Here is a 16263-nt window from a genome sequence, read left to right as displayed (position 1 = left end):
CGTCCAACCTCGTGTCCCCGGCCTCTCGGCCCGGGTCGGTGTCCGTGTCGCTCTGACTCGACAAAAGTTACGCGAACAAGAACACAGCGTCAAATTCCCAGGTCAGCGGCGCGGTCCGCCGCACCGTCGCAGGTCGCGGGCGGCGCGCACCGCCCTGGGGGCGCGAATCCATCGAATCACATCGATGTGACTCGCGCCACCCTCGGCGGTCGCCTCAGGCGGGCAGCACCTGAATGCCGGCGAAGTTCCGCTTGCCGCGGCGAATGACCAGCCACTGACCGTGCAGGAGGTCCGAGGCCTGAGGCTCCCACTCCTCGGCGCTGATGCGCTCGTTGTTCACCGACGCGCCACCCTCCTTGATCGCGCGCCGCGCCGCACCCTTGCTCTCGCAGAGGCCACTGGCCACCAGCAGGTCGACGATGGTCGACGCGTCACCGGGCCGCACCTGCGCGACCGATGCCTCGGTCAGCGCCGCGGCGAGGGTCGACTCGTCCAGGTCGGCCAGCTCGGCCTTGCCGAACAGAGCCTGGCTGGCGAGCTCGGCGGCTGCGGTGTGGTGTTCACCGTGCACCAGGGTCGTCATCTCTGCCGCGAGCCTGCGCTGCGCCGCCCTCGCCTGCGGCCGCGCGACGGTCTCTTCCTCGAGCGCGGCGAGCTCTTCCTGGGTGAGGAACGTGAACCAACGCAGGTACCGGACGACGTCCGCGTCCGCGGTGTTCACGAAGTACTGGTACCAGGCGTAGGGGCTGGTCATTTCCGGATCGAGCCACAGGCTGCCGCCACCGGTCGACTTGCCGAACTTCTTGCCGTCCGCCGAGGTGACCAGCGGAACGGTGAGCGCGTGCACCGACTCCCCGTCCACCCGCCGATTGAGCTCGACACCGGCGATGATGTTGCCCCACTGGTCGGACCCGCCGACCTGAAGCGTGCAACCGTACTCGCGGCGGAGCTGCAGGTAGTCGTTCGCTTGCAGCAGCATGTAGCTGAATTCCGTGTACGACATGCCGTCGGACTCGAGCCTGCGCTTGACCGTGTCCCGCGCCAGCATGACGTTGACCGAGAAGTGCTTGCCGACATCGCGCAGGAAGTCGATCGTGGACAGCTGGCCGATCCAGTTCATGTTGTTCTCGATGACAGCCCCGCTCGGACCCTCGAAGTCGACGAAGCGCTCGAGCTGGGCGCGGATGCGAGCCGCCCACTCGGCGACGGTGTCTGCGGAGTTCATCGTGCGCTCCCCCACGTCGCGCGGGTCGCCGATCAGTCCGGTGGCACCGCCGGCGAGCACGATGGGCCGGTGGCCCGCCATCTGGAACCGCTTCAGGGCCAGCAACGGCACCAGATGACCGGCGTGCAGGCTGGGCCCGGTCGGATCGAAGCCGGCATAGAGAGTGACCGGACCGGCATCGGCGTCGCGCCGCAGCGCGTCGAGGTCCGTGGATTGCTGAATGAGGCCACGCCAGTGGAGTTCGTCGATGATGTTCACAGTCACGCCTTCGATTCTCTCCCACCGGGGCCTACCGGCGCACGCGGGCTGCGCCGGTAGGAGGAAACGGCGAGCGAGGTGGGATCCCACATCCGCCAGGGGCGCTCGGCTGCCCGGCTCACTCCTACGCGTGGGCCGACTGCATGCTCGAGCAGTGGATCGAGTCGCAACCGGATCGCCGAGCCGGCGGCAAACAGGTCGGACCCGTTGTCTGCCAGGGTGATTCCCAGTGCCTTCCCGAGGTTTCCCGGCCCCCTGGCCAGATCGCGATCACGCTTGTCCTGCCCGCGACGCCGCCGCACGATGTCCGCACCCTCCACCACCTCGGCCGCCCGGAGCAGCACCGCACCCGCGGTGCCGACCCCCGCGCAAGAGACGTTCATACACAGATGCAGTCCGTGGCTGCGGTAGACGTACAACCGACCCGCGGCGCCGAACATCACCGCATTCCGGCGGGTCGGGCCCGGATAGGAATGCGCGGCGGGGTCTGGCCATGGTCCCGCCTCATCGCTGCCGTACGCCTCCACCTCGACGATTCGCACCGTGACCTCGCCCGCGGTGAGCCGTGCCCCGAGCACCAGGCGCGCGGCCGTCAACGGATCCGCGGCGGCCAGTTCTCGCTCCGACATCTCGCCGATTGTGCCTCGTGTTCGCGGCCGCCGGTGGGTGTTGACACCCCGCCCGCACGGGCAGAGAATTCATCCAAGGATGATTTCATCATTGGATGAATTGAGGCTCCCGATGCCCGAACCGATGACCGGCCCAGCGATCGAGATCTCCGATCTGGTGGTCCGCCGAGGCAGAAACGAAGTGCTGCACAGGCTGAACCTGCACGTCAGGAGCGGATCCATCACCGGCCTGCTCGGCCCATCCGGCTGCGGCAAGACGACCCTGATGCGGGCGATAGTCGGCACGCAGATCGTCGAATCGGGCTCGGTGACCGTGCTCGGCGAGCCCGCCGGGTCGGCCCCGCTGCGCCGCCGCGTCGGGTACGTCACCCAGTCCCCCACGGTCTACCTGGACCTCTCGGTCCGCGATAACGTCCGCTACTTCGCCGCGCTGTACGGCCGCCCCGCGGCCGCCGCGGCCGAGTCGGTCGACGCGGTCGGACTCGGTGGCTACGCCGACCAGCCCGCCGGCCAGCTCTCCGGCGGTCAGCGCGGCCGGGTGTCCCTGGCGTGCGCCCTGGTCGCGGACCCCGAACTGCTGATCCTGGACGAGCCGACCGTCGGGCTCGATCCGGTCCTGCGCGCGGACCTGTGGGACCGGTTCGCCGACCTCGCGGCCGGGGGCACCACCCTGCTCGTCTCGAGCCACGTGATGGACGAGGCCGAGCACTGCCCGGAGCTGCTGCTGATGCGCGAAGGCAGCCTGATCGCGCAGCTCAGCCCCGACGAACTGCGCACGGAGACGGGGCAATCCAGCCTCGAGCACGCCTTCCTCACCCTGATCCGAACCCACACGGTTGGAGCGCAGCAGTCATGAACGGCAGGATCTACACCGCGAGCACCGGACGCATCCTCCGCCAGCTCCGCGCCGACCACCGCACCGTCGCGATGATCCTGCTGATCCCCGCGCTGCTGATGACGCTGCTCTACTTCCTCTACGTGAACGTGCCGACGCCGCCCGGCCAGCAGTCGCTGTTCGACCGGATCGCGATCACCATGCTGGGAATCCTGCCGTTCGTGGTGATGTTCCTGGTCACCTCCATCGCGATGCAGCGCGAACGGAGCTCGGGCACCCTCGAACGCCTGCTCACCACGCCGATGTCCAAGCTGGATCTGCTCGGCGGCTACGGCACGGCGTTCTCCCTGGCCGCTGCGGCGCAGGCGACGCTCGCCTGCCTGGTGACGTTCGGACTGCTCGGACTGACCACCGCGGGCAGCGTCGGGCTGGTGGTGCTGATAGCCGTGGTCGACGCGACGCTCGGCGTCGCCCTGGGGCTGCTCTGCAGCGCCTTCGCCCGGACCGAATTCCAGGCGGTCCAGTTCATGCCGGTGATTGTGATCCCGCAGCTGTTCCTGTGCGGGCTGCTGGTCCCGCGCGACCAGCTACCGCAGTGGCTGGAATGGATCTCGAACGTGATGCCCCTGAGCTACGCCGTCGAGGCGCTGCAGCAGGTCGCGCAGCACACCGGCAGCACCGCGCTGATGTGGCGCGACCTCGCCGTGGTCGCCGCGTTCGCGGTGGTCGCCCTGTGCCTCGCGGCCGCGACGCTGCGCAGGCGAACGCCATGACAACGGACGGTCCTCCCGCGACCGCCACCCGGTCCGGACGCAGGCCCGGAAACCCGGACACCAAGGACCTCATCCTGACCGCAGCCCGGAATCGGTTCGCGGACACCGGTTTCGAGGGGACGTCGGTGCGCGCAATCGCCGCCGAGGCCGGTGTCGATTCCGCGCTCGTACACCACTACTTCGGCACCAAGCGAGCCTTGTTCCTCGCAGCGGTCGCGATGCCGGTGGACCCCCACGTGGTCCTCGGCGCGGTGCGGGACGCCCCGGCCGAGGAGATCGGCGCCCTGTTGCTACGCGGAGTTCTCGGGGTATGGGAGTCACCACACGGCAACGCCGTACTGGCCGCGTTCCGCGCCGCGATCTCGGGCGAGTCTCCCGGACTCGTGCGCAATTTCCTTACCGAGGTGGTGCTGCGCGAGATCGTCGACCGAATCGACGTGCCGATCGGCAGTGGCAGGACACGGGCCACCCTGGTCGCATCTCAGATGGCCGGGCTGCTGGTCACCCGGTACCTGCTCCGGCTCGAGCCGCTCGCCTCGCTGTCGGTCGACGAGGTCGTCGCCTTGGTCGGACCGAACCTGCAGCGCTACCTGACCGGCGACCTGGACTGATTCAGCCCGCGGCAGGCCCCTGAGCGCGCGCGAGGATCGCCTCGTGCTCTTCCTCGCCGACGGTGCGCGCCTCGTCCACCAGCAGGACCGGGATGCCGTCCTCGATCGGGTACGCCCGACGAAGCCGCGGGTTGTACAGCAGCTCATCGTCGACGAGCAGCAGGGGACCCTTGTCCTGTGGGCAGGCCAGGATGCTCAGCAGGGTGGGATCAAGCGCCACGGGAAGGTCCTCTCGAGCTTGCGGACGGTGGAGTCGGCAACGGCCGATGTCGTCGGTAACGCTACCCGGCTACCCGGTCAGCGCCCGACTCCCCTGCTCGCGCAGCTCGGCGATCACCGCCCGGGTCAGACGGCGATAGCCGTCCTTCTCCGGGTCGTAGTACCACGACCGCACGCTCGGCTTCGGCAGTCCGGCCGCCTTGAGCGCACTCCGCCGGGGCCGGTACGAGTTGCTGATCGCGATCTCCGGGACGACGTGGATCAGGTCCGGCCGCTGCGCAGGCTCGAGGTCCGCGAGGGCATCCGCGAGGTCGACTGCGCTGAGCGAACTGTCGGGGAGCAGCGTCAGTGCGACGACCACGAGTTCCTCGTCACCGACGGCGACCCCGTAGGTCACCGCGAGGTCCACCCTCTCGATGCCACCGAGGGCATCGACGATCGGCTGGCCGAACACCGGGCCGCGTTTGGCCCTGACCACCACGTTCTTGTCGTCCATCATCCAGTAGTCGCCGTCGGCGTCCCGCTTGAAGAGGTGCTCGGTCGGCACCCAGGCGTCGCCCGCGCCGAACACCCCGCGCATGGCACCGCTGATCGCCTCGTTGTTGGTCGCGTGACCGAGCAGCAAGCCGACCTCGCCGACGCCGCATTCACGTACCAGACCACGCTCGTCGACAAGGTACTCACCGAGGATCGGGTCGTATGCGGCGATCCGGACAGGGCTGCTGCCCGGCAGCGGGCGGCCCTTCGCACCGGGCTTGGCGCCCGACACGTTCGCGAGGACCACGGCGCCCTCGGTGGAGGCGTAGAACTCGAGGACCTGCGCCGGTTCGAATCGCTTCATCGTCCGCAGCCACAGTCCGCGCGGCATGCCGGAGCCGATGAACAGCCGGATCGGGTGTCCGGGCCCGATGGGCAGGTCCGCGTTCACCAGCTCGCGCATCATCGTCCAGGTGTAGGCGACCACGGTCACGCCGTAGCGGTGCACCTCGGCCGCGAACTGTGCGGGGTCCAGCCCTCGAGTGAGGGCGATTCTGGATCCACCAACGATCGCGCCGCCGAGCGTGGCCAGCAGAACAGACGAATGATAGAGCGGCGCAATCGAATACACAGTGTCACCGCGGCCGAGGTTCGCCGCGGTCGCGGTACCGAAGGCGGACAACGCCCAGCGGTGATTGGTGATGTACTTCGCCTCGAGATGACCGCCTGCCCTGCTCACCAGAACGAAGGCGAGCTCCTGCGCGCGTCCCGGATTCGGCCGATACCATGCGGGCAGATCCACGAGCGAAGGATCGATCTTCTCGAGATCGATTGTCGCCGAGTCCTGTTCGGTGTCCAGAACACGCGACTCACCGCCGCCGAGCACCAGCACGTTGACCCCGAGCGAGGTCGCCGCGCGCAGGTTGTCCGGGTCCGTGATGATCGTGTCCACCCCACCGAGGCGGACCGACGCGGCCAGGTCGGTGGTCGGCGGCAACATGACGACGACGGCACCGATCCGCGACAGCGCGGCGATCGCGGTCAACGCGCTCGGCCTGGTCTCCATGAGCAGGCCGATGCGCTCGGCCGGCCGCACCCCCGTCGAGATGAGTCCACGCACCACGTTGTCGATGCGCGTGTTGACGGCCTCGTTGGTGTACACCCGATCGTCGAACAGGAAGCACTCGCCCTTCGGCGACTTGTCCCCCGCCTCGGCCAGCAATTTGCCCAGCGAGATCGCCGTATGTGGCTGGATCTGACCGAGCCTGGCCAACCGGGGCAGCACCCGAACCGCCTCCGCGGACAGTTCCCTGGTCCCGCGCACCGTCTGCGAGGTGATACCCAGCACGCCCCTGGTGATGCCGACGCCGACTTCGGCGATGGACGCCCCGGTGTGCAGCAGCCTGTCGCTCACCGAGACCCCGGTCTCGGTCGCCGGCTGATCCGCGTATGTCATCTCGTCGACACTCTCGGGGCGGGGACCGAGGCCTTCCCGCCAGCGGATCCACTCGCCGGCAGTCGGCCAGGTCTGGGTGGCCGCGGCGGACCCGACGACGAGCCCGAAATGTCCTGCTCGCAAGGTCGATTCGAAGACCTCGGCACGCGGTGCCGCCCTCCGGATCCCGCGCACCGCGACGGGCTGCCCGATGTCGTCGACCTCGCCGATGAAGGCGAGGATCGGGCAGGTCAGTTCCGCGAGCGTGACCAGACGCTCCTGGATCACGAAGCCACCGGACATCATCCGGTTGTGCACGATGAACTGCTTGAGCAGCTCCGCGACGGCCGGGCCCGACCACGCCACCCAGCCCTCGGTCGCGAGGAACCGCCGCTGCTGCTCACGCGGGAGCAACGCCTCCCGGTCGTGCAACTGGCGAAGAAAGTCGATACGGGACTTGGCGGTCTTGACGGGGTCGAGCAACTGGAAACCGGTGCGCGCCATCCAACCCGCGATGGAGAGCCGGTTGAACACGTGGTCGGCGAGCAGGTCCGCGGCCCTGGTTGCGACACCCTCCGGGATCCCGAACGGCAGCGCGGCAAGCGTGTCGACGGGCGCCCCGAAGGTGATCACGCTGGCCAGGTTCTTGCACCGCCGGTAGGCGGCGGCCTGGTAGCAGAACATTCCGCCCTGGGAGTACCCGCCGAGGTGCACGTCACGGCCGGTGTGCTCGTACACCCTGTCGATGATGTCGCTGATCGCGACGACGTGGTCGGCGAGCGTGCGGTTCCAGCCGCCGTCCTCGGTGTCCGGCGATCCGAAGTCGACCACCCAGGGGTCGAGTCCCATCGCGTGCAGGACGCCCACCGCCCCCTGCTCCTGCGCGACGTCGTAGACGTCGGCCGCCATCATCATCGGCGGCACCAGCACGACCGGGGGCCGCGACCCGTCGGCGTCCTCGTCCGCGAAGTAGCGGCGGAGCCGGAACATGGGTTCGCGCTCGACCACCCGGAACTGCGACGGGCGCGATTCCGTCTCGAGGCCGCCCAGCCGAATCACCTCGAGGCCGTTCTGCGCGGTGGCGACGATCCGCCGCACCGAGCCGTTCAGAACCTCTGGATACCAACTCACTTCTTCGTCCCCCCATGGGATGATCGACGGTGACTCAGATCACTATATTCCCCGCACGCGCGCGGACCTGCTCACTCGCCGATCCCGGCACGCGCAACCCGCGACGCCTCCCGAACGCCGCCGAGCTGCCGCGCAACCTGTACACCGGCGGTACCGCCCCGAGCGTTACGCGAGGCGATCGAACCGGCGACGGTGAGCACCTCCCGCACCGCGGGCGTCAGCGCCGGATCCACGCCCGCCAGCTCCTCGTCGGTGAGATCCTCGAGTCCGACACCCCTACCCTCGGCGACCCGAACGCATGCACCGGCCGCCTCGTGCGCGACGCGGAACGGAACCCCCTGCCGCACCATCCATTCCGCGATATCGGTGGCGAGGGTGAACCCGGCAGGCGCCAGCTCGGCCATCCGGCCGGTGTGGAACTCCAGGGTCGAGACCAGACCGGTGATCGCGGGCAGCAACAGCTCCAGCTGCGCCACCGAGTCGAACACCGGCTCCTTGTCCTCCTGCAGGTCCCGGTTGTACGCCAACGGCTGCGCCTTCAACGTCGCGAGCAGACCGGTCACGTTGCCGATCAGTCGGCCCGCCTTGCCGCGGGTGAGCTCCGAGACGTCCGGGTTCTTCTTCTGCGGCATGATCGACGAACCGGTAGACCACGCGTCGGCGAGCGTGATGTACCCGAACTCCGGCGTGCTCCAGATGATGACCTCCTCGGCCATCCTCGAGAGATCGACCGCGATCATCGCGAACACGAACGCCGCCTCGGCCGCGAAATCCCGCGACGAGGTGGCATCGATGGAGTTCTCCGCGGAGGAGTCGAACTTCAACTCCGCCGCGATGGCTTCCGGATCGAGCCCGAGCGACGAACCGGCCAACGCGCCCGAACCGTACGGGGACACCGCCGCCCGCTTGTCGAAGTCCGCCAGGCGCGCCACGTCGCGCAGCAGCGGATGCGCGTGCGCCAGCAGGTGGTGCGCGAGCAGAACCGGCTGCGCGGCCTGCAGGTGAGTCTTGCCCGGCATCACCGCGTCCGGATGCGCGGCCGCCTGGGTGGCGAGGGCGTCGACGACGTCGAGCACCCCGGCCGCCACCCGGCGGGCCGCGTCGCGCAGCCACATCCGGAACAGCGTGGCCACCTGGTCGTTACGGGAACGGCCTGCGCGCAGGCGTCCCCCGACCTCGGTGCCGACCCGCTCGATCAGGCCGCGCTCGAGGGCGCCGTGCACGTCCTCGTCGGAGTCCGCAGGCACGAACGCCCCACTGGCGACTTCGTCCGCCAGGCGGGTCAGCCCGTCCAGCATCGTCGCCAGGTCGGCGTCACTGAGCAGGCCGGCCTTGTGCAGCACCCGGGCGTGGGCCTGCGAGGCGCGCACGTCGTAGGGCGCGAGCACCCAGTCGAAGTGCGTCGACTTGCTCAGTGCCGCCATGGCCTCGGCGGGCCCGGAGGCGAACCTGCCGCCCCACAGCGCGCCTTCATTCGTGCCGTGCGAACTCTCCGACATGCCTACAGACCCAGGTCCCGCTTGGCCGCGACCTTGGAGGAAAGGCCGTGGATGTTGACGAAGCCCTTGGCGTAGGACTGGTCGAACGAGTCGCCCTCGTCGTAGGTGGCGAGGTTGAAGTCGTAGAGCGACTCCGAGCTGCGACGGCCGTTGACCGTGATGGCGCCGCCGTGCAGGAACAGGCGGATGTCACCGGTGACGCGCTCCTGCGTCTTGGCGACGAAGGTGTCCAGCGCGTCCTTGAGCGGGGAGAACCAGAGGCCGTCGTAGACCAGCTCGGACCAGCGCTGCTCCAACTGACGCTTGTACCGGCCGAGCTCACGCTCGAGGGTGACGTGCTCGAGCTCCTGGTGCGCGGTGATGAGCACCATCGCGCCGGGGGCCTCGTAGATCTCGCGGCTCTTGATGCCGACGAGACGGTCCTCGACGACGTCCAGACGGCCGACGCCCTGCGCACCGGCGCGCTTGTTCAGCTCCTGGATGGCCTCGAGCACCGTGACGGGCTTGCCGTCGATTGCGACGGGCTTGCCTGCCTCGAAGCTGATGATCAGCTCGTCGGGGGCGTTCCAGTTGACCGTGGGGTCCTGGGTGTAGTCGTAGACGTCCTTGGTCGGCGCATTCCACAGGTCCTCGAGGAACCCGGTCTCCACGGCGCGGCCCCACACGTTCTGGTCGATCGAGAACGGCGACTTCTTGGAGACGTTGATCGGGATGTTGTTCTCTTCGGCGAACTTGATCGCCTTCTCGCGGGTCCACGCGTAGTCGCGGACCGGCGCGATGACCTCGAGGTCGGGTGCCAGGGCACCGAAGCCGACCTCGAAGCGGACCTGGTCGTTGCCCTTGCCGGTGCAGCCGTGCGAGACGACGGTGCCGCCGTGCGCGCGGGCCGCCTCGACGATGTGCTTGACGATCAGCGGCCGGCTGATCGCCGAGACGAGCGGGTAGCGATCCATGTACAGGGCGTTGGCCTGGATCGTGGGGAGGCAGTACTCGTCGGCGAACTCGTCGCGGGCGTCGACCACGACGGATTCGACGGCGCCGCAGTCGAGGGCGCGCTGACGCACGACCTCCATGTCCTCGCCACCCTGGCCGAGATCGATGGCGACGGCGACGACCTCCTTGCCCGTCTCCTTGCCGATCCAGCTGATGGCCACCGAGGTGTCCAGCCCGCCCGAGTAGGCGAGTACGACGCGTTCAGCCATGGTCTTTGTGCTCCTTCAAGTTGTAACTGTTCACAAGATCTTCAGTTGTCAGCCGACGGATCCGAGTCCGTCAGGCCAGTTTCTCGATCATCTCGGCCAGCTGCGCGCCGGTGAGCGGTTCGCGGGCGATCACAAGAATGGTGTCATCCCCGGCTATGGTTCCGACAACCTCGGGCAGCGAAGCCCGGTCGAGGGCGCTCGCGAGATAGTGCGCGGCGCCGGGCGGCGTCCGCAGCACCGCCAGGTTTCCGCTGGCATCGGTGGACACCAGCAGCTCGCCGAGCAACCGGGAGAGCCGATCCGTGCCGCCGGACACCCCGCGGACCGGGCTGCCGTCCTCGGGCACCACGTAGACGCCCGCTCCCCCGTCCGCGGCCCGCAGCTTCACGGCGCCGAGCTCCTCGAGGTCCCGCGACAGCGTGGCGTTGGAGACGTCGATGCCCTCGGCCGCGAGCAGCGCCGCGAGCTCCGGCTGACTGCGCACCTCGTGCACCGACAGCAAGGCGGTGATCCGGGCCTGCCGACCCGCACGGGTCGGCGCGACAGCGACCTTGGCCGAGGCGACGGCCAGCGGCTTGGCGGTGGTCACGGCCGGTTCCCCGGACCGCCGCGCTGCTCGAGCAGCCACACCAGCAGTGCCTTCTGCGCGTGCAGACGGTTCTCCGCCTCGTCCCACACCGCGCTCTGCGGCCCATCGATCACCTCGTCGGTGATCTCCTCGCCGCGGTGCGCGGGCAGGCAGTGCAGCACGGTCGCGTCGGGGGCCGCGTGCGCCAGCAACGCCGCGTTGATCTGGAACGGCCGGAACGGACCGACCCGGTCGAGGCCGTCGTTCTCCTGCCCCATCGACGTCCACGTGTCGGTGACCAGGGCGTCCGCTCCCGACACCGCCGCCACCGGGTCGTCGGTGAGGGTGATCCGCGCCCCGGTCTGCTGCGCGCGCGCCTCGGCCGCCTCGACGACATAGCCGAGCGGCGCGAAGCCGGCTGGCGCGGCGATCGTGACATCGATGCCCGCGGTGACGCCGCCGAGCAGCAGCGAGTGCGCCATGTTGTTGGCGCCGTCGCCGAGATAGGTCAGCTTGAGGCCCTTGAGCTCACCCTTGCGCTCCGCGAGGGTCTGCAGGTCCGCCAGCACCTGGCACGGATGGAACTCGTCGGAGAGCGCGTTGACGATCGGCACGGTCGCGCCAGCCGCCATCTGCTCGAGCCGCTTCTGCCCGAAGGTGCGCCAGACCACCGCGTCCACGTACCGCGAGAGCACGCGGCCGGTGTCCTGGAGCGTCTCCTCGCGGCCGAGCTGGGTGCTGCGGCCGTCGACGACGACCGCGTGCCCGCCGAGCTGCGCGATGCCCATCTCGAAGGAGAAGCGGGTCCGGGTGGAGTTCTTCTCGAAGATGACGCCGACGCCCCGCGGGCCCTCCAACGTCCGCTTCGCGAACGGGGACCGCTTCAGCTCCGCGGCGAGCGCGAGGACCTCGGCCTGCTGGGCCGGCGTGAGGTCGTCGTCCCGCAGGAAGTGTTTGAGAGTCGTGTTCATTGCTGTTCCTCCGCAACATCGAGGATCGCGGGTAGCGCCGCGACGAATCCGTTCGCCTGCTCCTCGGTGATGATCAGCGGCGGCGCCAGCCGGATCACGCCGGGCGCAGGCGCGTTGACCAGGAACCCGGCGTCGCGGGCCGCGGCCTCCACCGCGGGCGCCACATCACGGGTGAGCACCACGCCGAGCAGCAGTCCGGCCCCGCGGACGTGATCGATCAGCGGGTGACCCAGGTTCTCGATCCCATGGGTGATCGACTTGCCGAGAGCGTCGGCGTGGCTGATCAGGTCCTGATCGGCGACCGTCCGCAGCACCGCGAGCGCGGCGGCCGCACAGACCGGGTTACCGCCGAAGGTGGTGCCGTGCTTGCCCGGCCCGAACAGTTCGGCCGCGGCGCCGGTGGCGATGCAGGCGCCGATCGGCATGCCGCCGCCTAGCCCCTTCGCCAGCGTCATCACGTCCGGCACGATCCCGACCGCCTGGTGGGCGTAGAACCAGCCGGTGCGGCCGATCCCGGTCTGCACCTCGTCGAGGACCAGCAGCGCCCCGCGATCCGCGGTGATCTTCCGTGCCGCGGCCAGGTACCCGTCCGGCGGCACCACGACGCCGCTCTCCCCCATGATCGGTTCCAGGAACACGGCCGCGGTGTCGGCGTCGACCGCCCGGTCGAGGGCCTCGATGTCGCCGTGGGGCACGTGCGAGACGCCGGGCGGCATCGGCTCGAACGGCGCCCGCTTGGCGGGCTGTCCGGTGAGCGCGAGCGCCCCCATGGTGCGGCCGTGGAACGCGTTCTCGGCGGCGATGATGTTGGGCCTGCCGGTCGCCCTCGCCAGCTTGAACGCGGCCTCGTTGGCCTCGGTTCCCGAGTTGCACAGGAACACCCGGCCCGGTGCGCCGAGATGCGCGAGCAGCTGCTCGGCGAGCGCGATGCCCGGCTCGGTGGCGTACAGGTTGGAGGTGTGTCCGAGCGTGGACAGCTGCGCGGTGACCGCCTCGACGATCGCGGGGTGCGCGTGTCCGAGGATGTTGACCGCGATCCCGGCCAGCAGGTCGAGATACTGCTTGCCGTTGGCGTCGGTGACCACCGCGCCCTCGCCGCGGACCAGGGCGAGGCGAGGCACGCCGTAGGTGTCCATCAGCGCGTTCGACCAGCGCTGCTGAAGCGGCTCCGTCATGACTGCCCTCCCAATTCCGTTTCGGTGACTTGTGTTTCGGTGACTTTCGCGTGGGTGACCATGGTGCCGATGCCCTCGCCGGTGAGCAGTTCCAGGAGCACCGAATGCGCCACCCGGCCGTCGATCACGTGCGCGGACGACACCCCGCCGTGCACCGCCCGCAGGCAGGCCTCCATCTTCGGCACCATCCCGGCGTCGAGCGTCGGCAGCAGCAGTTCCAGTGCGGCCGAATCGATCTCGCTGGCCAGTGAGGAGCGGTCCGGCCAGTCGGTGTACAGGCCCTCGACGTCGGTCAGCATCACCAGCTTCTCCGCGCCGATCGCCTCGGCCAGCGCGGCGGCCGCAGTGTCGGCGTTGATGTTGTGCACGACCCCGTCCGCGTCCGGCGCGATGGTGGAGACCACCGGGATCCGGCCTGCCTCGATCAGGTCGAGCACCGCGTCGGCGTTGACCGTGGTGACGTCGCCGACGAGCCCGATGTCGGTGGCGACCCCGTCGACCTGGACCGTGCGCCTGGTCGCGGTGAACAGGTGCGCGTCCTCGCCGGAGATCCCGACCGCGTAGGGGCCGTGGCTGTTGATCAGGCCCACGAGCTCGCGCCCGACCTGACCGAACAGCACCATCCGGACCACGTCCATCACCTCGGGGGTGGTGACCCGGAACCCACCGCGGAACTCACCCTCCATGCCGAGGCGCGCCAGCATGGCGTTGATCTGCGGGCCGCCGCCGTGCACGACGACGGGATGGATCCCGACGGTGCGCAGGAAGGCCATGTCCGCGGCGAAGGCCCGCTTGAGGTCGTCGTCGACCATCGCGTTGCCGCCGTACTTGACCACGACGACCTTGCCGTGGAACCGCTCCAGCCAGGGCAGCGCCTCCGCGAGCACGTACGCCTTCTCGGTGGCGGTGATGTGCTCGATGCTGTCGATGTGCCCGGTCATGACGAGTACGCCGAATTCTCTTCCACGTACGCGTGCGAGAGGTCCGTGGTCCGGATCGAGACGACGGCGTCGCCGACACCGAGCTCGATGAGCAGTTCGATGTCGATCCCGGACAGGTCGACCTCCCTGGCGCCCGGCGCACCGACACCGTCGATGCACACCGGGTTCCCGTTGAAGGACACCGAGATCCGGTCGGGGTCGAGGCTGATCGGCGCGATGCCGATCGCGGCGAGCACGCGGCCCCAGTTCGGGTCGGACCCGAACAGCGCGGTCTTGACGAGGCTGTCCCGCGCGACGGTCCGCGCGCCGACGAGGGCGTCCTGCTCGGAAGCCGCCCCGCTGACGGTGACCCGGATCCGCTTGGTCGCGCCCTCCGCGTCGGCCATCAACTGGTCGGCCAGGTCGTCGCAGACCGCGAAGACGGCCGCGTTCAGCTCCTCCTGGCTGGGCGCGACCTCGCTGGCACCGGACGCCAGCAACAGCACGGTGTCGTTGGTGGAGGTGGCACCGTCGACGTCGAGCCGGTCGAAGGACCGCGCGGTCGCGGCCCGGAGCGCCTCGTCGAGCTGGGCAGGGGTCGCGATGGCGTCGGTGGTGACCACGCACAGCATGGTGGCCAGCGCGGGTGCGAGCATGCCCGCGCCCTTGGCCATCCCACCGACGTTCCACTTGTTCGCGTGATGCAGCGCGGCCTGCTTGGGCACGGTGTCGGTGGTCATGATCGCGTAGGCAGCGTCGGTGCCCCCGGAGATGCCGCCCGCGAGCTCGTGCACGATCTCGGTGACGCCCGCGAGGAGCTTGTCCATCGGCAGCCGGTCGCCGATCAGTCCGGTCGAGCACACGGCGACCTCGATCGCACCTGTCTCGGTTCCCCAGTCGCTCAGGGTCGCGGCGACGTGCTCGGCGGTCTGGTGGGTGTCCTGGAATCCGGGCGCACCTGTGCAGGCGTTGGCGCCGCCGGAGTTCAGCACGACCGCGCGCAACCGGCCGGTGCCGAGCACCTGCTGCGACCACAGCACCGGTGCGGCCTTCACCTTGTTCGTGGTGAACACGCCCGCGGCCGCGGTGTCCGGGCCCTCGTTGAAGACGAGCGCGAGGTCCGGGTTGCCGCTCGCCTTGATGCCCGCGGCGATGCCTGCGCCGCGGAAGCCTGCGGGCGCGGTGACGCCCTGGGTGCGCACGAGCTTGCCGCCCGCGACGGCGACCGAATCGGGAATGACGGGGGTGGTGTTCACGGGGCAACTCCCACTGTCGAGAGACCATCGGTCTCGGGCAGGCCAAGGGCAAGGTTCATCGACTGCACGGCGCCGCCCGCGGTCCCCTTGGTGAGGTTGTCGATGGCGGCGATGACGACGAGCAGGCCGGCGGCCTCGTCGACGGTGACGCCGATCTGCGCCGCGTTCGACCCGATCACCGCGCCGGTCTGCGGGAAGACGTGCTCGGGCAGCACGTGCACGAAAGGCTCGTCGGCGTAGGCCTTCTCGTACACCGCGCGTGCCTCGTCCTCGGTCACCGAGGTCGGTGCGGTGCAGGTGGCCAGGATGCCGCGCGGCATCGGCGCGAGCACCGGGGTGAAGGACACGGTGACCTCGGTGCCCGCGAGCGCCGAGAGGTTCTGGATGATCTCGGGGGTGTGCCGGTGCACTCCGCCGACCCCGTACGCCCGCGCCGAGCCCATCACCTCGGAGCCGAGCAGGTCGGCCTTGGGTGCGCGCCCGGCACCGGAGGTGCCGCTGACCGCGACGACGGTGACACGGGGCTCGACGATGCCCGCCGCGACGGCGGGCGCGAGGGCCAGGCTCGCCGCGGTCGGATAGCAGCCGGGGACCGCGATCCGGGTTGCGCCGGAGAGCTTTTCCCGGTGCCCGGGCAGCTCGGGCAGGCCGTAGGGCCACGTTCCGGCGTGCTCGCTCTTGTAGTACTTCTCCCAGTCGGCTGCGCTGGCCAGCCGGAAGTCGGCGCCACAGTCGATGATGACGGTGCTCTCCGGCAGCTGCTTGGCGATCTCCGCCGAATTTCCGTGCGGCAGACCGAGGAACACCACGTCGTGGCCGGCGAGCTGCTCGATGGTCGTCGGCTCGAGGACACGACCGGCCAGCGGCAGCAGGTGCGGGTGGTGCTCACCGAGGGTGCTGCCCGCGTTGCTTCCCGCGGTGAGCGCGCCGATGGTCAGCGACCCGTCGAGGTAGGCGGGGTGACCCAGCAGCAGGCGGAGGATCTCACCGCCCGCGTAGCCGCTCGCACCGGCGATGGCGACCCGGATCGGCGCGGACGCCGGGCCTGAGGAAGCTGCAGAAGTGACCATACGATTGAT

General features: G+C 69.6%; 15 protein-coding genes. 3 read left to right on the top strand and 12 right to left on the bottom strand.

Annotated elements, in window-relative coordinates; translation table 11 throughout:
* Nucleotides 1-214: 214 nt before the first annotated feature.
* On the bottom strand, nucleotides 215-1489 hold the full coding sequence (gene tyrS, locus ACFXMV_RS20360; protein WP_378500768.1) for a tyrosine--tRNA ligase: 1275 nt from the start codon (nucleotides 1487-1489) through the stop codon (nucleotides 215-217).
* Nucleotides 1486-2112, bottom strand: a complete 627-nt coding sequence (locus ACFXMV_RS20355) for a DNA-3-methyladenine glycosylase (RefSeq protein ID WP_378503496.1) — start codon at nucleotides 2110-2112, stop codon at nucleotides 1486-1488. Before ACFXMV_RS20355 ends, tyrS begins: the two co-directional genes overlap by 4 nt.
* A gap of 112 nt (nucleotides 2113-2224) precedes the next feature.
* Between ACFXMV_RS20355 and ACFXMV_RS20350 the strand changes: the two genes are divergently transcribed.
* From ACFXMV_RS20350 to ACFXMV_RS20340, 3 genes are read left to right on the top strand one after another with little or no spacing between them, the layout of a single operon-like run.
* On the top strand, nucleotides 2225-2968 hold the full coding sequence (locus tag ACFXMV_RS20350; protein WP_378503495.1) for an ABC transporter ATP-binding protein: 744 nt from the start codon (nucleotides 2225-2227) through the stop codon (nucleotides 2966-2968).
* On the top strand, nucleotides 2965-3720 hold the full coding sequence (locus ACFXMV_RS20345) for an ABC transporter permease (protein WP_378503494.1): 756 nt from the start codon (nucleotides 2965-2967) through the stop codon (nucleotides 3718-3720). The genes ACFXMV_RS20350 and ACFXMV_RS20345 overlap by 4 nt, the downstream gene beginning before the upstream one ends.
* Complete coding sequence (locus tag ACFXMV_RS20340) at nucleotides 3717-4331, top strand: TetR family transcriptional regulator (protein WP_378500764.1); 615 nt, start codon at nucleotides 3717-3719, stop codon at nucleotides 4329-4331. The genes ACFXMV_RS20345 and ACFXMV_RS20340 overlap by 4 nt, the downstream gene beginning before the upstream one ends.
* A 1-nt stretch (nucleotide 4332) precedes the next feature.
* Here the strand turns inward: ACFXMV_RS20340 and ACFXMV_RS20335 are convergent, their stop codons facing one another.
* From ACFXMV_RS20335 to argC, 10 genes are all read right to left on the bottom strand, one after another.
* The gene (locus ACFXMV_RS20335) at nucleotides 4333-4551 is read right to left on the bottom strand and encodes a Trm112 family protein (protein WP_378500763.1); all 219 of its coding nucleotides are present in this window, start codon (nucleotides 4549-4551) and stop codon (nucleotides 4333-4335) included.
* 69 nt (nucleotides 4552-4620) lie between these two features.
* Nucleotides 4621-7593: an acyl-CoA synthetase gene (locus ACFXMV_RS20330; RefSeq protein WP_378503493.1), complete on the bottom strand. Its 2973-nt coding sequence runs from the start codon at nucleotides 7591-7593 to the stop codon at nucleotides 4621-4623.
* 71 nt (nucleotides 7594-7664) lie between these two features.
* Nucleotides 7665-9092: an argininosuccinate lyase gene (gene argH, locus ACFXMV_RS20325; protein ID WP_378499330.1), complete on the bottom strand. Its 1428-nt coding sequence runs from the start codon at nucleotides 9090-9092 to the stop codon at nucleotides 7665-7667.
* Between the two features lie 2 nt (nucleotides 9093-9094).
* Nucleotides 9095-10294: an argininosuccinate synthase gene (locus ACFXMV_RS20320; RefSeq protein ID WP_378499331.1), complete on the bottom strand. Its 1200-nt coding sequence runs from the start codon at nucleotides 10292-10294 to the stop codon at nucleotides 9095-9097.
* Nucleotides 10295-10364: 70 nt separating this feature from the next.
* On the bottom strand, nucleotides 10365-10883 hold the full coding sequence (locus ACFXMV_RS20315) for an arginine repressor (protein ID WP_378503492.1): 519 nt from the start codon (nucleotides 10881-10883) through the stop codon (nucleotides 10365-10367).
* Complete coding sequence (gene argF / locus ACFXMV_RS20310; protein WP_378499332.1) at nucleotides 10880-11833, bottom strand: ornithine carbamoyltransferase; 954 nt, start codon at nucleotides 11831-11833, stop codon at nucleotides 10880-10882. Before argF ends, ACFXMV_RS20315 begins: the two co-directional genes overlap by 4 nt.
* On the bottom strand, nucleotides 11830-13008 hold the full coding sequence (locus tag ACFXMV_RS20305; RefSeq protein WP_378499333.1) for an acetylornithine transaminase: 1179 nt from the start codon (nucleotides 13006-13008) through the stop codon (nucleotides 11830-11832). The genes argF and ACFXMV_RS20305 overlap by 4 nt, the downstream gene beginning before the upstream one ends.
* Nucleotides 13005-13949 (bottom strand): acetylglutamate kinase, encoded by a 945-nt coding sequence (gene argB / locus ACFXMV_RS20300; protein ID WP_378499334.1) that lies wholly within the window; start codon nucleotides 13947-13949, stop codon nucleotides 13005-13007. Before argB ends, ACFXMV_RS20305 begins: the two co-directional genes overlap by 4 nt.
* Nucleotides 13946-15184: a bifunctional glutamate N-acetyltransferase/amino-acid acetyltransferase ArgJ gene (gene argJ, locus ACFXMV_RS20295; RefSeq protein WP_378499335.1), complete on the bottom strand. Its 1239-nt coding sequence runs from the start codon at nucleotides 15182-15184 to the stop codon at nucleotides 13946-13948. Before argJ ends, argB begins: the two co-directional genes overlap by 4 nt.
* Nucleotides 15181-16254: an N-acetyl-gamma-glutamyl-phosphate reductase gene (gene argC, locus ACFXMV_RS20290; protein ID WP_378499336.1), complete on the bottom strand. Its 1074-nt coding sequence runs from the start codon at nucleotides 16252-16254 to the stop codon at nucleotides 15181-15183. Before argC ends, argJ begins: the two co-directional genes overlap by 4 nt.
* Between the last annotated feature and the right edge of the window lie 9 nt (nucleotides 16255-16263).

The sequence above is a fragment of the Rhodococcus sp. NPDC059179 genome (assembly GCF_042754885.1).
Lineage (GTDB): Bacteria > Actinomycetota > Actinomycetes > Mycobacteriales > Mycobacteriaceae > Rhodococcus_G.
This window is presented reverse-complemented; position numbering and strand designations above follow the sequence as displayed.